Origin of the sequence: Pseudomonas sp. Irchel s3h17, assembly GCF_900187505.1 — a bacterium.
Taxonomy (GTDB): Bacteria; Pseudomonadota; Gammaproteobacteria; order Pseudomonadales; family Pseudomonadaceae; genus Aquipseudomonas.
The window spans coordinates 70,047-88,308 of sequence record NZ_FYDL01000002.1 but is presented as its reverse complement, the minus strand read 5'-3'; the positions used below and the strand labels follow the sequence as shown (position 1 = coordinate 88,308).

Below are 18,262 nucleotides of genomic sequence, written 5' to 3'. Positions count from 1 at the left end.
GCATTTGTTCAAGGGCGCTGAATTCTCTTCGATTGCCCGGGTCTTATAGCGGCAACGATCGGTTAAACGCAGTTGAACAACAGCAAGCAAACGTGTGCGTGTCTTGATTTCGCCTGACCGACGGAAAAGTGCAAACGGCCAGTTATACTTGCGACATTTAATGCCTGAACACGGCATATTCTATTTTCAGCCACCAGAAAGGGAGCGGCGGGTGAGTCTCACGGACATTGCACAGCGTATCGGTACCACAAGCTTTCAGTGCCTGGTGACTGGCCTTGTCTTGAGTTCATTGTTGGTCGGTTGTTCCAGCACGAAATCGAGTGACGTACGGGTCGTCGACGGCGGCAGTGCGGCAGCCAAGCGTCCCGCGGTTACTACCGGCCAGTATGTCGTGCGCAAGGGCGATACCCTGTTTTCCATCGCCTTTCGCTACGGTTGGGACTACAAAGCGCTGGCTGCACGCAACAACATTCCCGCGCCCTACACCATTCGCCCGGGTCAGACGATTCGCTTTGACGGGCGCTCCGGTTCAACGTCGAACCAGACTGTGACGTCGTCCACAACAACGACTTCTTCTTCCGGAAAACTCACCGTCACGCGGAGCCCCGCTTCGGGGTCATCGGCCGGTACAAAGAGCGCTGCACCGTCCGTCGCAAACAAGTCGGCCTCCGCGCCGCTGCCACCAGCCGGGCCCGCGCCCAAGGGCTGGGGATGGCCATCTAATGGCATTCTGATTGGAAAATTCTCTTCAAACGGTAGTTTGAATAAAGGAATTGATATCGCCGGGGATTTGGGACAGCCTGTTTTAGCTGCGTCTGATGGGACGGTGGTTTACGCCGGGAGTGGCTTGCGGGGCTACGGCGAACTGGTCATCATCAAACACAGCGATACCTACGTCAGTGCCTACGGTCATAACCGCAGGTTGTTGGTTCGGGAGGGGCAGCAGGTCAAGGTCGGACAGACAATTGCCGAAATGGGGTCAACGGGTACAGACCGGGTGAAACTGCATTTTGAGATTCGCCGACAAGGTAAGCCTGTAGATCCGCTGCAATTCCTGCCTGCTCGTTGATTTGTTACCAGCCTGTTCCATCACGTAGAGGGAACAGGCTCCAGCGTTGCCAAGGATAAAGGCGCCGCTTGAGCTTGAGGTCGAACTCACCAAAGGACTATAACAATGGCTCTCAGTAAAGAAGTGCCGGAGTTTGACATCGACGATGAGGTTCTCCTGATGGAGACCGACGTCGCATCGGATCAGACGTTGAACGAAGGCTCTCCCATGCCTTCGACTCGCGCCAAATCCAAGCACTCCGCCTCACTTAAACAGCATAAGTACATTGACTACACGCGGGCGCTCGACGCGACGCAGCTGTACCTCAATGAAATCGGCTTTTCCCCCTTGTTGTCCCCGGAAGAAGAAGTTCATTTTGCGCGCCTGTCGCAACGTGGCGATCCGGCCGGACGCAAGCGCATGATTGAAAGCAACCTGCGACTGGTGGTGAAAATCGCCCGGCGCTATGTCAATCGTGGGCTGTCGTTGCTCGACCTGATCGAAGAGGGCAACCTTGGGCTGATCCGGGCGGTGGAGAAATTCGATCCAGAGCGCGGTTTCCGCTTTTCGACCTACGCGACCTGGTGGATCCGTCAGACCATCGAACGCGCCATCATGAATCAGACCCGCACCATCCGGTTGCCGATTCATGTGGTCAAGGAGCTCAACGTCTACCTTCGGGCGGCGCGAGAGCTCACTCAAAAGCTCGATCACGAACCCTCTCCCGAAGAAATCGCCAACCTGCTGGAAAAACCGGTGGGCGAGGTCAAGCGCATGCTCGGCTTGAATGAGCGGGTTTCTTCGGTCGACGTCTCGCTGGGTCCGGATTCGGATAAGACCTTGCTGGACACCCTTACCGATGACCGTCCCACCGATCCCTGTGAGCTGCTTCAGGACGATGACCTGTCGCAGAGCATCGATCAGTGGCTCTCGGAGTTGACCGACAAGCAGCGCGAGGTAGTGATCCGTCGCTTCGGCCTGCGTGGTCATGAAAGCAGCACGCTGGAAGACGTTGGCCTGGAAATCGGCCTGACCCGTGAACGGGTCAGACAGATACAGGTCGAGGGTCTCAAGCGCCTGCGTGAGATCCTTGAGAAGAATGGATTGTCGAGCGAGTCGTTGTTCCAGTAACTGGAGCCAGCCCGCGTGACCACAACAAGCCCCGTTAGCCCCGGGGCTTTTTGTTAGGCGCGATTCGGTGGAATGTTTAATCGTTCGAGGGCTGCCCGTACACCTTCTTAGCTTGATGTAAGCCCTGGCTTACTCTTTCGTAAGTGTTCGGTTTTTATGTTCGGTAGCAGTCGTCCATACGACCCTGGGCTGTTTGTTAATTCATTGTTTTTAAAGGGTGTTTTTACAATCTTTCAGGTTTCTATACGGAGCGTTTGGTCATTGCCTGTGATTGCTCTTGCCAAGGAATTCTCTAGTATGGGTCCTGTGTCGACGGACAGACACAGCCATCAAGGATGATGGTCAAGGAACATCTCAAGGACGTGATTCATCAGGATGATGAAAAGGAATACAGGGAATAGGGAAAAAATGTGGGCGGGTCATACCGCCCCTTTTTTTGCCCGTGAAAAAGTATCGCAACCCAGGAATGCAAAAAGGCCCGCAAGGGGCCTTTTCGAGGGTACTGTCAGGATCAGCGTTCGAGATCCTTGATCTTGCCTTTGACGCCATCCCACTCTTCGGCATCGGGCAGCGATTCTTTCTTTTCAGTGATGTTGGGCCAGATTTCGGCCAGCTCAACGTTCAGCTGAATGAATTCTTGCATCTCTTCCGGGACTTCGTCTTCGGAGAAGATGGCCACGGCAGGGCATTCTGGCTCGCATAGGGCGCAGTCGATGCACTCATCCGGGTGAATCACCAGGAAGTTCGGGCCTTCGTAAAAGCAGTCCACCGGACAGACTTCTACGCAGTCGGTGTACTTGCACTTGATGCAGTTGTCGGTGACGACGAAGGTCATTTCTAATTCTCTCCTCAGGCGCGGCTTGCAGCGCCCCTTCACGGTGGGGTCGCCAGGTTTGGGAGCGATAGTCTGCAGACCAGGCTATGTGCCTGCAGCATCCCAAACCGCGCGAGATTCTATCAGCTTGCAAGCCTGTGCGTTAGATCAGTGTCTTTAGTGTATAGAGCATTTCGAGTGCTCGACGCGGCGTCATGTCATCCAGGCTGAGCTTGGCCAGCTCGTCGAGCACCGGATGGGGCAGGCTGGCGAACAGGTCGCTTTGCTGTGGCGCTGCCGGTTTGCCCTTGGCCGGTGTCGGCACTTCATGGGGCAGGCTGGTGGTTTCCAGGCGGCTCAAATGCTCACGTGCCCGTACGATGACCTCGGTCGGTACGCCGGCCAACTGCGCAACCGCCAGTCCGTAGCTCTGGCTGGCAGGCCCGGGCAACACGTGGTGGAGGAACACGATGCGCTCGTTGTGCTCGGTGGCATTGAGGTGCACGTTGGCCACCAGCGGCTGGCTCTCCGGCAGCACCGTCAGTTCGAAGTAGTGCGTGGCGAACAGGGTATAGGCACGCAGTTGTGCCAGGCGCTCGGCTGCCGCCCAGGCCAGCGACAGGCCGTCGAAGGTGCTGGTGCCGCGGCCGACTTCATCCATCAGCACCAGGCTGCGTTCGGTGGCGTTGTGCAGGATGTTCGCGGTTTCGCTCATTTCGACCATGAAGGTCGAGCGCCCGCCCGCCAGGTCGTCGCTGGAGCCGATCCGGGTGAAGATGCGGTCCACCAGCGACAATTCGCAACTGGCTGCCGGCACGAAGCTGCCGATATGGGCCAGCAGTACGATCAGCGCGGTCTGACGCATGTAGGTGGATTTACCGCCCATGTTCGGGCCGGTGATCACCAGCATTCGCGTGTTGTCATCCAGGCTCAGGTCGTTGGCCACGAACGGCGTGGTCAGCACCTGCTCGACCACCGGGTGACGACCCTGGCTGATGCGCATGCACGGCTCGCTGACGAATCGCGGGCAGCTCAGGTCCAGGTTCAAGGCGCGTTCGGCCAGGTTGCTCAGGACATCCAGTTCGGCCAGGGCGGCAGCGGTATCCTGCAGCGGTGGCAGTTGGCTGATCAGGTCTTCAAGCAGCGCTTCGTAGAGCATCTTTTCGCGGGCCAGCGCACGGCTCTTGGCCGAAAGGGCCTTGTCTTCGAAGGCTTTGAGTTCAGGCGTGATAAAGCGCTCGGCACCCTTGAGGGTCTGGCGGCGGATATAGTCGGCCGGTGCCTGCTCTGCCTGTTTGCTCGGCAACTCGATGAAGTAGCCGTGAATCCGGTTGTAACCGACTTTCAGGTGCGACAGGCCGGTGCGGGCCTTCTCGCGGGCTTCGAGGTCGATCAGGAACTGGCCTGCGTTTTCGCTCAGTGATTGCAGCTCGTCGAGTTCGGCGTCGTAACCGCTCTTCAACACCCCCCCGTCACGAATGACGGCGGGCGGGTTGTCGATGATGGCTTTTTCCAGCAGGGCGGCCAGTTCGGGATAGGTACTGGCGGTGTCGGCCAGCTGGTTCAGGTGTGGTGCTTCCAGCTCGCCCATCGCCACTTGCAGTTCCGGCAGGGCGCCCAGCGCATCGCGCAGGCGCGCCAGGTCACGCGGGCGTGCATTGCGCAGGCCGATTCGCGCGAGAATCCGCTCGATGTCGCCGATTTCTTTCAATTGCGGTTGCAGTCGTTCGAAGCGATAGCTGTCGAGCAGGCATGTGATCGAGCTCTGACGTGCCTGCAACACTTGCAGGTCGCGCAGCGGGCGGTTCAGCCAGCGGGTCAGCAAACGGCTGCCCATGGCGGTCTGGCAACGGTCGACCACCGATTGCAGGGTGTTGTCGCGGCCCCCGGCCAGGTTGGTGTCCAGCTCCAGGTTACGGCGACTGGCACCGTCCAGGACCACGGTATCGTCCAGGCGCTCGTGACGCAGGCTGCGCAAATGGGGCAGGGCGGTACGCTGGGTTTCCTTGGCGTAGCTCAACAGGCAGCCAGCAGCGCCGATGGCCAGGGTCAGGTTCTCGCAGCCAAAACCCTTGAGGTCTTGGGTGGAAAATTGCTGACAAAGGCTTTTCAGCGCCGAATCACGCTCGAAATCCCACGGTGCACGACGACGAACGCCGCGACGCTTCTCCGCCGGCAGGTCTTTTGGCCAGTCGTCGGGAATCATCAGCTCGACCGGGTTGACCCGCTCCAGTTCCGCCAGCAGGTTTTCCCAGCCTTTGATTTCCAGCACCGTGAAGTTACCGCTGGTGATGTCCAGCACGGCCAGGCCGAACAGGCGCTCATCGCCGAGTACCGCGGCGATCAGGTTATCGCGACGCTCGTCCAGCAGCGCCTCGTCGCTGACGGTGCCGGGGGTAATGATGCGCACCACCTGGCGATCCACCGGCCCTTTGCTGGTCGCCGGGTCGCCGACCTGCTCACAGATCACCACCGACTCACCGAGCCTGACCAGCTTCGCCAGGTAACCTTCGGCGGCGTGGTATGGAATCCCGCACATCGGTATCGCCTGCCCGGCCGACTGCCCACGGGCGGTCAAGGTAATGTCCAGCAGCTTGGCGGCCTTCTTCGCGTCTTCGTAGAAGATCTCGTAGAAGTCACCCATGCGGTAGAACATCAACTGATCAGGGTGCTGGTTCTTCAGGCGCCAGTACTGCTGCATCATCGGCGTGTGGGAGGACAGATCGGAGAGTGCTTTATTCATCAGGTAATCAGGCGATTTCATTCAAGGGGGTGGGGTAAAGGTGGGCATCGGCCCGGCTTTTCCGCGATGGGCGCAAGGTTACCATGGGCCGGTCCGGACGACCCAGGGATGAACGGCTCGGGATGGTTTCTGTCGTTGATGTAGCGCTTATGCAAAACAGCAATTGTCATCATCGAACAGAACTCGCACTATGTGCATTATGCAAAAACGCAACGTTTCCACCGTCCTCTGGGCGCTGCTCGACCAGCATGGGATCTCCCCGACGGAGCTTCACCGTCGCACCGGGGTGCCTCAGTCCACTCTCTCGCGGATTCTCGGCGGCAAGATCGCGGATCCTTCGGATAAACATATCTCGAAGATTGCCGAGTACTTTCGCATGAGCACCGACCAGTTGCGCGGCCGCGCCGACCTGGCCGCGTCCATGGCGGCTGTACGCAGCCCGGTGCATGCGGAGCTCAAGGATATAAGCCTGTGGGATGACGACACGCCCGTTGACGACGACGAGGTGTCGGTGCCCTTTCTTCGCGAGGTTGAATTGGCTGCCGGTTCAGGAAGATTCGTCATTGAGGAAAGCGAGCGCGCCAGCCTGCGTTTCGGCAAGCGCAGCCTGCGCCACAACGGCGTGCAGTTCGACCAGGCAAAATGCGTGACGGTACGCGGCAACAGCATGTTGCCGGTGCTGCGCGATGGCGCCACGGTCGGGGTGAATGCAGCGAAGTGCGCAATCGGCGACATTGTCGACGGTGACTTGTATGCCATTAACCATAACGGCCAACTGCGGGTGAAACAGCTCTATCGTCTGCCGAGTGGGATTCGCCTGCGCAGCTTCAATCGCGATGAACACCCGGACGAGGACTACAGCTTCCAGGACGTCCAGGAAGAACAGATCGTCATCCTCGGGCACGTCTTCTGGTGGGGTATGTACGCCCGCTAACCCTCAGCTATCAGGTAGAGCCCGCCACGCGGCGCAATACTGTTCAGTCAAGGATCGGGGGGCTCATACATTCCCTGTGGCGAGCGAACTTGCTCGCGCTGGGCTGCACAGCAGCCCCAGAAACTATCGCCGAGTTCGTTCTGAAAGGCCGTAGTCGCTTTGTTGGGCGCGCTTCACACCCCAACGCGAGCAAGCCTCGGGGTTTTTACTCACTTCAAGCGCTTCTTGACTGAACAGCATTGCGCCACGCGGCGAGCTTTTCTGTCTGTGGATATCTGCAAAGACCTTGTCTGTCGATGCTTTGATGCGTCGGTGCATTTATTTGGCGTTACGAAATGCGTTAGTGCATTGACTGTATATGCATACATGCATAGTCTGTGTTCGAGCCCGTCAGCAAGGTGTTGCTCGACCAGGGACAGGCTGGGTTCATGGCGATTTTTCCACTCGGGAGTAGTGAGATGACAAACGAACAGCAAGCATTGCTGGATATTCCTGTCTGGCTTGTCATTGCCCTCACGTTGCTGGGTGGTGTCTCAGGTGAAATGTGGCGGGCCGACAAGGCGGGCGCTCGCGGCTGGTCACTGCTGCGGCGCCTGCTCCTGCGCTCCGGTTCCAGCATGATCTGCGGCGTCTCGATCGTCATGCTGCTGTATGCCGCCAACCTCTCGACCTGGACGGCGGGGGCGCTGGGTTGCCTGACGGCCATGGCCGGTGCCGATGTGGCCATCGGGCTTTACGAGCGTTGGGCGGCCAAGCGTATCGGGGTGGCTGGACCGGCAGTTCGTCACGACCCTGCGGACCCGCAGTAGATCGGTGCCGACCTACTCACAAATTGATCCAGTCTGTGTCTTGCAAGCGCAATCCGCTGGTGTACGGTAGCGCTCATGCCCGCCTGATTTAAGGAGAGAGTCGTGAACGAAATCACCCAGCTTGCCGCGGAACTGGGGCGGCGCCTGCAGGTTCTCAATGCCCACGTCAGCACCGCCGAGTCTTGTACCGGTGGCGGTATCGCCGAAGCGATCACCCGGATTGCCGGCAGTTCGGCGTGGTTCGAGGCCGGCTATGTCACGTATTCCAATCGCCAGAAGACCCAGCTATTGAAAGTGCCGGCCGAGTTGTTCGTCCAGGTCGGGGCGGTCAGCCGCGAGGTGGTCGAAGCCATGGTCCGGGGTGCCCAGCGCAACAGTCAGGCGCGTTTCGCCGTGGCGGTCAGCGGTATTGCCGGGCCGGACGGCGGCTCGTCGAACAAGCCGGTGGGCACTGTCTGGCTGGCCTGGGGCATTGGCGAGGCGGTTTTCAGCGAGTGCCGGCACTTCCCGGGTAACCGCGATGAGGTTCGCCGACAAACGGTGAAGGCCGCGCTAGAGGGGTTGCTACAGCATGCCGACGCAGAAATCTCAAATCAGGGGTAGGCGATCCACAAACGCTGTGGAATAATACTGTCTACTTATACAGGTGTTGGCCGTCAGGCCTTATTGATTACGTGAGGACTTTAATGGACGACAACAAGAAGAAAGCCTTGGCTGCGGCCCTGGGTCAGATCGAACGTCAATTCGGCAAGGGTGCCGTAATGCGTATGGGCGATCAGGACCGTCAGGCGATCCCGGCTATTTCCACAGGCTCTCTGGGTCTGGACATCGCGCTCGGCATTGGCGGTCTGCCAAAAGGCCGTATCGTTGAAATCTACGGTCCTGAATCCTCCGGTAAAACCACACTGACCCTGTCGGTGATTGCCCAGGCCCAAAAGATGGGCGCGACCTGCGCGTTCGTCGATGCCGAGCACGCCCTGGACCCAGAGTACGCCGGCAAGCTGGGCGTCAACGTTGACGACCTGCTGGTCTCGCAACCTGACACCGGTGAACAGGCCCTGGAAATCACCGACATGCTGGTGCGCTCCAACGCCATCGATGTGATCGTCATCGACTCCGTGGCGGCCCTGGTACCCAAGGCTGAAATCGAAGGTGAAATGGGCGACATGCACGTAGGCCTGCAAGCCCGCCTGATGTCCCAGGCGCTGCGTAAAATCACCGGTAACATCAAGAACGCCAATTGCCTGGTGATCTTCATCAACCAGATCCGGATGAAAATCGGCGTGATGTTCGGTAGCCCGGAAACCACCACCGGTGGTAACGCGCTGAAGTTCTACGCTTCGGTACGTCTGGACATCCGCCGTACTGGCGCGGTGAAGGAAGGTGACGAAGTCGTTGGTAGCGAAACCCGCGTCAAGGTCGTGAAAAACAAGGTAGCCCCGCCGTTCCGTCAGGCCGAGTTCCAGATCCTTTACGGCAAGGGTATCTACCTCAACGGCGAGATGATCGACCTGGGCGTGCTGCACGGCTTCGTTGAGAAATCCGGTGCCTGGTATGCCTACAACGGCAGCAAGATCGGTCAGGGCAAGGCCAACTCGGCCAAGTTCCTGCAGGACAATCCGGACATCGCGGCCACGCTTGAGAAGCAGATTCGCGACAAGTTGCTGACACCGACTCCAGACGTCAAGGCTTCTTCGGTCAAAGCTTCTTCGGTCAAAGAGACTGCCGATGACCTGGCTGACGCTGATATCTGATTGATCCAATGACCGCCGTACTCGATACCCTCGTCGCGGTGCGGCGAACCGCAATGGACCTGCTCGCGCGACGCGAGCACGGTCGAGTCGAGCTGACGCGTAAACTGCGTCAGCGCGGCGCTCCAGATGAAATGATCGACACCGCACTCGACCGTTTGACGGAAGAGGGCCTGCTGTCCGAATCCCGTTACCTCGAAAGCTTCGTTTCCTACCGTGCCCGTTCCGGCTACGGCCCTTTGCGCATCCGTGAAGAGCTCAGCCAGCGCGGCTTGCAGCGTGCCGATATCGAACTCGCCCTGCGCGAGAGCGGAATCAGCTGGCAAGAGCGCCTGGAAGAGACCTGGCGGCGCAAGTTTGCCGGGCATTTACCGATAGATGCTCGCGAGCGTGCCAAGCAGGGGCGCTTTCTCGCCTACCGTGGTTATTCCATGGAAATGATCGGCCGCTTGTTCAGCGGCCGGGGAATGGAAGACTAAAGAAGCCCGACTATGCAAATAGTCGGGTTTTTTTATGTCACCTTGCTCGGTTCCCGTTTGCGCTTTGGCGTAGCCGGCTGAGTCGTGACCCAGTTTTCCGGCAGGTTGATGTAGTCGACCAGTTCACGCAGGCGTCCGTGATCACGGGCGTTGAAGGTGAACGACAGGCGCACCAGGTGGCTGAATTGCACCTCGTCATGCTCCTCGCCGCTGTAGGCATGCTGGTGAAAGTGATCATTCAGGCACAGGTCGGCAAACGCCTCTTGTATGTGCTCAAGTGCCCGTTCGTGGAGCGGGTGATTCATGCGGATCACAAACTGATGTTTCAGCCAGCGGCTGGAGTGGAAGTTGCTGTAGAACTGGTTGATCTGCGCCACGGCCTCCTCGGCGGTGTACACCAGTCGAATCAGCTTCAGGTCGTTTGGCAGGATGTAGCGGTTGGCCTCCAGTTGATTGCGAATGAAGTCCAGCGCCCCTTCCCAGAACGTGCCGCCGGGTGCATCCAGCAATACCACCGGTACCAGGGGGCTTTTGCCGGTCTGGATCAGGGTCAGGACTTCGAGGGCTTCGTCCAGGGTGCCGAAACCGCCCGGGCACAGCACCAGTGCGTCGGCTTCTTTGACGAAGAACAGCTTGCGGGTAAAGAAAAAGTGAAAGGACAGCAGGTTTGCCGTGCCGCCGACGGTCGGATTCGCATGCTGCTCGAATGGCAGGGTGATATTGAATCCGAGGCTGTGATCCCGGCCCGCACCTTCGTGGGCGGCAGCCATGATGCCGCCACCGGCACCGGTGATGACCATCAGGTTCGATTGCGCGAGTTTTGCCCCCAGTTCCCGGGCCTGGGCATACAGCGGGTGTTCGACCGGTGTTCGTGCCGAGCCGAAAACGGTCACCTTGCGTCGTCCCTTGAACTGCTCCAGTACGCGAAAGGCATGTTCCAGTTCGCGAAGGGCTTGCAGGGTGATCTTGGCATTCCAGCGATTATGGTCCTCTTGGGCCATGCGCAGGACCGTCAGTATCATGTCGCGATAAATCGGGATATTCGGACTGTTGGGTGAAAGCTGGTTGAGTTGTTCTTCGATCTTGCTGGTGAGATCGACGCCGTTGCTTTGAAAATGACGTATCAGAAGGTCATTCGGTTGGTAAGGCATTCAACTTCTCCTTCTACACAGAACCTCGGCCCGAACGAGCAGTTCGTTGGAGCCGCGACACGGCTTGTGTCGCTGTCAGCCTGCCCAAAAAGGCTGGGCGCTAAACCCGACCCGAAAGATGTACATGGGTAATCGGGTCATCCAGACGGGTTCTGTTTATCCCTTGGATGAAAGAAATGTTCGCACGACAGACACCTGAGGGCAGCCCCTTTTCTGCCTTGAGCGTTGAGTATCAACCTATATGAATCTAGACCTTTGCAGTGAATTGCGCTGGCTTGATCATGGGCTTCAAAAGTCGGTGCTGGCAATAGCGGGTTAGCGCTTTGTCATTGGCATTCACCGCCGGTCAGGCGTTGCGCCGGATGGCCTGGGCGCTGATTTACTCAGTAACAGACACAGCAAGGTCGCCATGCGTCCGGACCACGGAACAAGGCATCAGGAGCCGTGGGGTGCGATACCCATACAGGGAGGCAGGTCATGACCCAGGTCATTCTAGAAATCGACACGCCATTGTATCGATTGCTGAAGTCGGCAGCCGACGAGCATCACGTCAGCCTCGAGGAGGAGTGTCGCCGGCGCCTGCAGGGCAATGAACAGTGTTCGGCGTACTTGCAGGCGCTGCTGGCAGAGTTGCGAGCCGCTGATGAGCAGCGGCGCGCGGGCTCGCGCTGATTACTTTTTCTTTTGTGCAGGCTGGGCAGGGCAATCCGATTCCTGGAACCTGGCCGAGGCCACAGGACGGTTGGTTTTGTTCTCGGTGAACTCGTACCGCATGATTGCGCCCTTGGCCATCAGTTTGCGGTAGTTGGGGTTGCGGCAGACGCTGGCGCCCAGCTGCAGATAAACCGCCTTCGGATTGGCGCGCATTTGCTCGGCATAAACGGCTTGTACGCTCAGATGGTCGATCAGTTCCTTGCCCTCGACCGTATAGCCTTGGTCGAGAATGTTGTCACTGACCTCGCGCGGCAGCCCGACGTTGCTTTCCTGGGCGACCTTTTGCAGCATTTTGTTCAGGTCGTAGTCCTGCTTGGACGCCGCCTGGGCACTGAGGGGCAGGGCCAGCAACAGGGCAACGGTGGGAACGATAAGGCGCAGCATGAAACTCTCCTGATTCAGTGACTGGTGCTTCGACCCGTCACGGGGCTGAGCGTTCAGTGGCGGCGAATTATAGGGGGCTGCGGGCGGGCGGTACAGGTTTGCGCAGGTGGCTCTGGTAAACTGCCACGACTTTATTGCCTTACCGAGCGCTTTTTGTGTCGAATCAATCCCCTTTGCATCGAAGCCTGCCATGAGCCATGCCGTTTCCCGTTTGCGCGCCCAGCGCCTGGCTCGCGCCGTCAAACCTTTTGTAGCGCGCGGCTCGCGGGCTGAGCGTTGCGGCGGTTGCCGAGTGATTCCCAGCCATTGCATGTGCGCCTGGCGACCGAAAGTGGCGGCGAAGTCGGCCATGTGCCTGGTGATGCACGATGTCGAACCGTTGAAACCGAGCAATACCGGCTGGTTGATTGCGGATGTGATCAACGAGACCAGTGCTTTTCCCTGGTCGCGTACCGAGGTCGAGCCGGGCCTGCTGGCGCTGATCGCGGACCCGCAGTGGCAGCCGTACATCGTGTTCCCGGGGGAGTTCGTTGCCCCGGAGCGGGTGGTGTCCGAGGTCAGGCTGGAGGAGGGCAAGCGCCCACTGTTTATTCTGCTGGACGCGACCTGGAGCGAGGCGCGCAAGATGTTTCGCAAGAGTCCGTATCTGGAACACTTGCCGGTCCTGAGTCTCGCCCCCGAGCAGCTGTCGCGCTACAAACTGCGCCGCTCCAAGCGTGACGACCACTTCTGTACCGCGGAAGTCGCGGCGTTGTGCCTGGAACTGGCCGATGATCAAGTGGCCAGCGAAGTGCTGGACGCCTACCTGGACGTTTTCAGCACCCACTACCTGTCAGCCAAGTTCCAGCTTCCCATTGACCCGCAAGACGAAACCCACAGCCGTCTCAAGCCGTACCTGTAACTCTCACGCCCTGGCCAGCGCCGGTTTCCTTGGCCAGAGCTGGGCCATCAGCATGCCGGCCAGCATCAGTGCACAACCGATGTAGCCGCGTGGTTGCAGGTGTTCATCCAGCAGCCAGGCGCCGGCAATGGCGGCAAACACGGCCTCCATGGAAAAAATGATCGCCGCGTGCGAGGCGATCGCGTCCTTTTGTGCGATCACCTGCAAGGTATAGCCGATACCGACCGCAATCAGGCCGCCATACAAGATGGCCGGGCCGGCCGCGATGATTGCGCTGAGGTCAAAGGTTTCCAGGCACAACGCCAGGATCATACTGACCACCGCGCACGTCGCGAACTGCACAAACGCCAGGCGAATAGGGTCGTGGCGGCTGGCAAACACGCCGACCAGCACCACATGGCCGCCCCAGACAAATGCCCCGATCAATTGCAACCAATCGCCGGAAGCCACCTGGAACTGATCGCCAACGCTGAGCAGGAACATCCCCAGGACTGCCAGGATCGCCCCGAGCCAAGTGCCGAGGCCGGTCTTGTGACCAATCAACAGACCCAGCAGAGGCACCACAATGACGTAGAGGCCGGTGATGAAACCGGCGTTGGTCACGCTGGTAAATAGCAGGCCGACTTGTTGCAGGTTGATTCCCAGGGCCAGGGCCAGGCCCATCAGGCCACCCCCGATCAACAAGCCCCGGGTCAGGAAGGGCTCGGCCTTGGCCTGGTGCCGCGGGCCACGCAAGACCAGCGGCAGCAGGCACAGCGAACCCAGCGCAAAGCGCAGGCCGGAATAGAGAAAAGGACCGATGTGATCCATGCCGGAGGTTTGTGCGACAAATCCCGACCCCCAGATCATGGCGGTAATCAGCATCAGGACATCGGCACGCAGGGCTTTGGTCTGCATGATGGCACTCTTATTAGTTAGCCAGCTAAGATGCCGCAAAGGATGCGGCTTGACCACCCCGGCTTCGCTGGGCATCCTTGGCGCCGATTGGGGTGCGGCCGAAGATTGAAACGCCGGTTTCATGGGCTCTTGGCGTTGAACGTGCCCTGTTGGTGCCGCTGATTGGCGGTGCCTTGAGTTGCTTTGGTGAGGCTTGAATGCATCAGGCCTGCCATGAAAAACAGGATCATTTGAAAAATGGCCACATACGAAATCCTGATTGCCGATGACCACCCCCTCTTTCGCAGCGCACTGCATCAGGCGGTAACCCTGGGCCTTGGCCCCGACGTGCGCCTGGTGGAAGTGGCAAGCATTGCCGAACTGGAAACCCGCCTGACCGAAAAGGCCGATTGGGACCTGGTACTGCTGGACCTGAATATGCCCGGCGCGTACGGGTTTTCCGGGCTGGTGCTGTTGCGCGGGCAGTACCCGCAGATTCCGGTGGTGATGGTCTCGGCGCAGGAAGAAGCGTCGATCATGGTCAAGTCCCGTGAGTTTGGCGCCAGCGGTTTCATCCCGAAATCCAGTTCGCTGGAAGTGATCCAGCAGGCCGTGCGCGCCGTGCTCGATGGCGATGTCTTCTGGCCGCCACAGGCGTTCGAAGAGGTCAGCGTGTCGGCTGAGGCCAAGGCGGCCAGTGAAGGCCTGGCGAGCTTGACCCCGCAGCAGTTCCGCGTATTGACCATGGTCTGCGAAGGGTTGCTGAACAAGCAGATTGCCTACGAGCTGAATGTTTCGGAAGCCACCATCAAGGCGCACGTGACGGCGATCTTCCGCAAGCTGGGTGTGCGCACCCGGACTCAGGCGGCGTTGCTCCTGCAACAACTTGAGTCAATTTCCAACCTGTAACGGCTCTACATTCACGCTTTTTTGACTTTTGTTGATCTAGCTTTTCCATTCCTATTTGTTCAGTTGCCTACTCTTATGTCACCTTTCAAAGGTCAAACCGGTCTCAAACGCATCCTCAACGCTTCCGGCTACTCCCTGGACGGCCTGCGTGCAGCCTTTACCGGCGAAGCGGCTTTTCGCCAGCTGGTGTTGCTCAACGTCATCCTGATTCCGCTGACCTTCTTCCTGGATGTCAGCCGCGTCGAACAGGCGCTGCTGATTGCCGTCTGCCTGCTGGCGTTGATCGTGGAGCTGCTCAACTCCGCCGTGGAAGCGGCCATCGACCGGATTTCCCTCGAGCTGCACCCACTGTCGAAGAACGCCAAGGACATGGGCAGCGCCGCTCAGTTCGTGGCCCTGAGCATGATTGCGCTGGTGTGGGCAGTCATTCTGATCTGAGCCTCAGGCTATGGTCGGCAGTACGATCTCGTCGCTGCGCTGAACCCCGGCGGTGAAGGCGCGGCACAGGTCGAGGAACTCGCGCATGGCCGAGGTCTGATACTTCTGTTTGTGCCAGATGAAGTAAAACTGCCGCGCCAGGTCGAGGTCCGGGGTTTCGACGGCCACCAGGCTGCCGCGACGGAAGGCGTCACGCAGCGCAAGCCGGGAAATGCAGCCTATCCCCAGGCCCGACTCGACCGCACGCTTGATGGCTTCGGTGTGTTCCAGTTCCAGGCGGATGTTCAGCGTGCTGCGATGGTGGCGCATGGCCTGGTCAAAAGTGAGGCGTGTGCCGGAGCCTTGCTCCCGAAGGATCCACGCCTCGTGAGTGAGCTCCTCCATGCTCGCCTGGCCACGGCTCGCCAGCGGATGTTGCGGGGCACAAAATACCACCAGCTCATCCTCGACCCAGCTCTGCACTTCGATGTCCGGGTGGCTGCAGTCGCCTTCGATTAGACCCAGATCAATTTCATAGTGCGCCACCTGTTGCACGATATGCGCCGTGTTCTGTACATGCAGCTTCACCTGGCTTTCCGGATGACGCTGCATGAAGCCGCCGATCAGGAGGGTGGCCAGGTAATTGCCGATGGTCAGCGTGGCGCCGACCGCCAGCGAGCCGAAACCGGACTTGCCGTTGAGCAGGTCTTCGATTTCCTTGGCCTGGTCGAGCATGGCCACCGCTTGTGGCAACAGCTGCTTGCCCAAGGCGTTGAGGCTCAGGCGTTTGCCGGCGCGGTCGAACAACTGGCAGCTCGACTGGCGCTCAAGTTCGGTGATGGAGGTGCTGGCCGCTGATTGCGAGAGGTTGAGCAGGCCCGCGGCACGGGACACACTCTCTTGCTGAGCGACGGCGACGAAGACTTGAAGTTGACGTAGAGTAAATCGCATATCGATATAACCGATAACCCTTATCTTAATAATCCATTTAACAGATATTGTCGCCGCCATTAGAATGCGATGCAATTGCGCACTGCATCGGCGCAGGCAAAATCTCCAGGAGTCCCACGTACATGAGCAACATGAACCACGAGCGTGTCCTCAGTGTTCACCACTGGAACGACACTCTGTTCAGCTTCAAGTGCACCCGCGATCCGGGCCTGCGCTTCGAGAACGGTCAGTTCGTGATGATCGGCCTGCAACAGCCCAACGGCCGCCCGCTTATGCGTGCTTACTCCATTGCCAGCCCGAACTGGGAAGAGCATCTGGAGTTCTTCAGCATCAAGGTGCCTGATGGCCCGTTGACTTCCCAGTTGCAGCATCTGAAGGAAGGCGATGAGATCATCATCAGCAAGAAACCGACCGGCACCCTGGTGCTGGACGATCTGAAGCCGGGTAAACACTTGTACCTGCTCAGCACCGGTACTGGCCTTGCGCCGTTCATGAGCGTCATCCAGGACCCGGAAACCTACGAGCGTTTCGAAAAAGTGATCCTGTGCCACGGCGTACGTTACGTCAACGAAGTCGCTTACCGCGAATTCATCACCGAGCACCTGCCGCAGAACGAGTTCTTCGGCGAGGCGTTGCGTGACAAGTTGATCTACTACCCGACCGTGACCCGCGAGCCATTCGAGAACGAAGGCCGCCTGACCGACCTGATGCGCAGCGGCAAGCTGTTCAGCGACATCGGCCTGCCGCCGATCAATTCTGAAGACGACCGCGCGATGCTGTGCGGCAGTCCGAGCATGCTCGACGAAACCAGCGAAGTGCTCAACAGCTTCGGCCTGAAGGTTTCGCCGCGGATGCGCGAGCCAGGCGACTACCTGATCGAGCGTGCGTTCGTCGAGAAATGATCTGCGGTCACTTGTAGGCGCTGGCAAGCCGGCTCCTACAGAAGTTTGCGCCAGAAAAAAGCCCGCGTTGCCTGAGAAGGCAGCGCGGGCTTTTTCGTTTCTGGCGTTTAACCGTTCGCGGGGATGACTTCCAGAACGCGGATCAGTCCGGTTTCGGGGTAATGCCAGCGCACGTCCAGGTCCCAGAACTGTGCACCGTACTCGCGCTCGGGCGTTGGGGTCTGGTAGGCCGGGCGCGGATCCTGGGCCAGGCACTGCTCGATCAGTTCGATCAGGGGCTCTTCAAGGCGCTGAGCGTGCGTGTGAGCCTGTTGCAGTGCGGTATCTGTCCAGTGCACCGGAATCAGCAGCGGCGCACCGCTGGCGATCGCATTGGACGCCTCAGGAATGATGTCGGCGTAAGGCACGTAGGGCTTGATATCGATGACCGGTGTGCCATCCAGCAGGTCGATGCCGGAGATCCACAGGCGACTGCCTTCAACCTTGTCCAGCTTGACCACCGATTGACCGATGCCGTTGGGGCGATGGGTCGCACGGGTGGCGAATACGCCCATGGATTTGTTGCCACCCAGGCGCGGCGGGCGGACTTTGAGCCGTGGCTTGTCTTCCAGTGCCTGATGAAACAGAAACAGCAGCCAGACATGGCTGACTTGTTCCAGGCCCTGCACGGCATCGCCCTGGTCGAACGGTGCCACCAACTCCAGAATGCCGCGGGCGGCCGGGGCCAGTTGCGGTTGACGGGGGATGGCGAACTTCTCCTTGAAGCAGGAGCGCACGAAGCCGATGGGGGAAACGCTGTAGGTCATTACTGAAGCCTCAAGTTACAAGCTGCAAGCGACAAGCCTTGACTTGTAGCTTGCAGCTTGTCGCTGTCTTACGCTCTGACGCGCAACGTCAGGCCCTTGAGGAAGTTACGCAGCAACTGGTCGCCGCACGTGCGGTAGTTGGTGTGGCCGAACTTGCGGAACAGTGCGCTCAGTTCAGGCTTGGACACCGGGAACTCGGCCGCCTTGAGGATGGCGTGCATGTCGTCTTCTTTCAGTTCGAAAGCCACGCGCAGCTTCTTCAGGATGATGTTGTTGGTCACCGGCAGCTCGATGGGCTGCGGCGGACGGCTTTCGTCCTTGCCGCGCTTGAAGATCACCAGACCATCGAGGAAGTGCGCCATGACGTCGTCCGGGCAGCGTACGAAGCCTTCCTCGTCTTCCTCTTTCTTATCGAGGTACGTCACCAGGTCTTCCATGGTCACGTCCATGCCGCCGAGCTTGATGATCTCGATGACTTTCTTGTCACTGATGTCGAGCATGTAGCGCACGCTGCGCAGTACGTCGTTATGAATCATGGTGTG

General features: G+C 59.2%; 21 protein-coding genes. 12 read left to right on the top strand and 9 right to left on the bottom strand.

Annotated features, from left to right (window positions below; genetic code table 11):
* The first annotated feature begins 211 nt into the window (after positions 1-211).
* Together CKW25_RS02505 and rpoS are read left to right on the top strand one after the other, a co-directional pair.
* Positions 212-1,069 carry a peptidoglycan DD-metalloendopeptidase family protein gene (locus CKW25_RS02505; RefSeq protein ID WP_095077914.1) on the top strand — a complete coding sequence of 286 codons (858 nt, stop codon included), beginning with the start codon at positions 212-214 and terminating at the stop codon, positions 1,067-1,069.
* Positions 1,070-1,174: 105 nt separating this feature from the next.
* Positions 1,175-2,179: an RNA polymerase sigma factor RpoS gene (gene rpoS, locus CKW25_RS02500; RefSeq protein ID WP_095077456.1), complete on the top strand. Its 1,005-nt coding sequence runs from the start codon at positions 1,175-1,177 to the stop codon at positions 2,177-2,179.
* 511 nt (positions 2,180-2,690) lie between these two features.
* Here rpoS and fdxA read toward each other — a convergent pair.
* Complete coding sequence (gene fdxA / locus CKW25_RS02495) at positions 2,691-3,014, bottom strand: ferredoxin FdxA (protein ID WP_007908827.1); 324 nt, start codon at positions 3,012-3,014, stop codon at positions 2,691-2,693.
* Between the two features lie 142 nt (positions 3,015-3,156).
* On the bottom strand, positions 3,157-5,736 hold the full coding sequence (gene mutS / locus CKW25_RS02490) for a DNA mismatch repair protein MutS (protein WP_095077455.1): 2,580 nt from the start codon (positions 5,734-5,736) through the stop codon (positions 3,157-3,159).
* Between the two features lie 190 nt (positions 5,737-5,926).
* Between mutS and CKW25_RS02485 the strand changes: the two genes are divergently transcribed.
* The 5 genes from CKW25_RS02485 (at position 5,927) to recX (ending at position 9,709) form a co-directional block, all read left to right on the top strand.
* Entirely contained in the window at positions 5,927-6,670 is a 744-nt protein-coding gene (locus CKW25_RS02485) for a S24 family peptidase (protein ID WP_095077454.1), read from the top strand.
* A gap of 458 nt (positions 6,671-7,128) precedes the next feature.
* On the top strand, positions 7,129-7,479 hold the full coding sequence (locus CKW25_RS02480) for a phage holin family protein (RefSeq protein ID WP_095077453.1): 351 nt from the start codon (positions 7,129-7,131) through the stop codon (positions 7,477-7,479).
* A 102-nt stretch (positions 7,480-7,581) separates the two neighbouring features.
* The gene (locus CKW25_RS02475) at positions 7,582-8,082 is read left to right on the top strand and encodes a CinA family protein (protein ID WP_095077452.1); all 501 of its coding nucleotides are present in this window, start codon (positions 7,582-7,584) and stop codon (positions 8,080-8,082) included.
* A gap of 83 nt (positions 8,083-8,165) precedes the next feature.
* Positions 8,166-9,233, top strand: coding sequence for a recombinase RecA (gene recA, locus CKW25_RS02470; RefSeq protein WP_095077451.1), 1,068 nt, complete (start codon positions 8,166-8,168; stop codon positions 9,231-9,233).
* Between the two features lie 8 nt (positions 9,234-9,241).
* Positions 9,242-9,709 carry a recombination regulator RecX gene (recX, locus tag CKW25_RS02465; protein WP_095077450.1) on the top strand — a complete coding sequence of 156 codons (468 nt, stop codon included), beginning with the start codon at positions 9,242-9,244 and terminating at the stop codon, positions 9,707-9,709.
* 32 nt (positions 9,710-9,741) lie between these two features.
* On the opposite strand, the gene CKW25_RS02460 is transcribed toward recX, so the two are convergent.
* Positions 9,742-10,860 carry a TIGR00730 family Rossman fold protein gene (locus CKW25_RS02460; protein WP_095077449.1) on the bottom strand — a complete coding sequence of 373 codons (1,119 nt, stop codon included), beginning with the start codon at positions 10,858-10,860 and terminating at the stop codon, positions 9,742-9,744.
* Between the two features lie 477 nt (positions 10,861-11,337).
* Here CKW25_RS02460 and CKW25_RS02455 point away from each other — a divergent pair, with 477 nt between their 5' ends.
* Positions 11,338-11,532: a hypothetical protein gene (locus tag CKW25_RS02455; protein ID WP_095077448.1), complete on the top strand. Its 195-nt coding sequence runs from the start codon at positions 11,338-11,340 to the stop codon at positions 11,530-11,532.
* Here the strand turns inward: CKW25_RS02455 and CKW25_RS02450 are convergent, their stop codons facing one another.
* On the bottom strand, positions 11,533-11,958 hold the full coding sequence (locus CKW25_RS02450; RefSeq protein WP_095077447.1) for a PA3611 family quorum-sensing-regulated virulence factor: 426 nt from the start codon (positions 11,956-11,958) through the stop codon (positions 11,533-11,535).
* A 190-nt stretch (positions 11,959-12,148) separates the two neighbouring features.
* On the opposite strand from CKW25_RS02450, the gene CKW25_RS02445 reads away from it, so the two are divergent.
* On the top strand, positions 12,149-12,859 hold the full coding sequence (locus CKW25_RS02445) for a tRNA-uridine aminocarboxypropyltransferase (RefSeq protein WP_095077446.1): 711 nt from the start codon (positions 12,149-12,151) through the stop codon (positions 12,857-12,859).
* 3 nt (positions 12,860-12,862) lie between these two features.
* On the opposite strand, the gene CKW25_RS02440 is transcribed toward CKW25_RS02445, so the two are convergent.
* Both CKW25_RS02440 and CKW25_RS26930 read right to left on the bottom strand, forming a co-directional pair.
* Positions 12,863-13,756, bottom strand: coding sequence for a DMT family transporter (locus CKW25_RS02440; RefSeq protein ID WP_095077445.1), 894 nt, complete (start codon positions 13,754-13,756; stop codon positions 12,863-12,865).
* Between the two features lie 119 nt (positions 13,757-13,875).
* Entirely contained in the window at positions 13,876-14,001 is a 126-nt protein-coding gene (locus CKW25_RS26930; protein ID WP_256577910.1) for a hypothetical protein, read from the bottom strand.
* Between CKW25_RS26930 and erdR the strand changes: the two genes are divergently transcribed.
* Positions 13,994-14,644 (top strand): response regulator transcription factor ErdR, encoded by a 651-nt coding sequence (gene erdR, locus CKW25_RS02435; protein WP_095077444.1) that lies wholly within the window; start codon positions 13,994-13,996, stop codon positions 14,642-14,644. The genes CKW25_RS26930 and erdR overlap by 8 nt on opposite strands.
* Before the next feature lie 75 nt (positions 14,645-14,719).
* Positions 14,720-15,082, top strand: a complete 363-nt coding sequence (locus CKW25_RS02430) for a diacylglycerol kinase (RefSeq protein ID WP_095077443.1) — start codon at positions 14,720-14,722, stop codon at positions 15,080-15,082.
* Between the two features lie 3 nt (positions 15,083-15,085).
* Here the strand turns inward: CKW25_RS02430 and CKW25_RS02425 are convergent, their stop codons facing one another.
* Positions 15,086-16,012 (bottom strand): LysR family transcriptional regulator, encoded by a 927-nt coding sequence (locus tag CKW25_RS02425; protein WP_095077442.1) that lies wholly within the window; start codon positions 16,010-16,012, stop codon positions 15,086-15,088.
* A gap of 122 nt (positions 16,013-16,134) precedes the next feature.
* Between CKW25_RS02425 and CKW25_RS02420 the strand changes: the two genes are divergently transcribed.
* Complete coding sequence (locus CKW25_RS02420; protein ID WP_095077441.1) at positions 16,135-16,914, top strand: ferredoxin--NADP reductase; 780 nt, start codon at positions 16,135-16,137, stop codon at positions 16,912-16,914.
* 107 nt (positions 16,915-17,021) lie between these two features.
* On the opposite strand, the gene tsaA is transcribed toward CKW25_RS02420, so the two are convergent.
* Complete coding sequence (tsaA, locus tag CKW25_RS02415) at positions 17,022-17,720, bottom strand: tRNA (N6-threonylcarbamoyladenosine(37)-N6)-methyltransferase TrmO (protein ID WP_095077440.1); 699 nt, start codon at positions 17,718-17,720, stop codon at positions 17,022-17,024.
* A 68-nt stretch (positions 17,721-17,788) separates the two neighbouring features.
* The gene (locus CKW25_RS02410) at positions 17,789-18,256 is read right to left on the bottom strand and encodes a DUF1456 family protein (protein ID WP_095077439.1); all 468 of its coding nucleotides are present in this window, start codon (positions 18,254-18,256) and stop codon (positions 17,789-17,791) included.
* Positions 18,257-18,262: the final 6 nt, after the last annotated feature.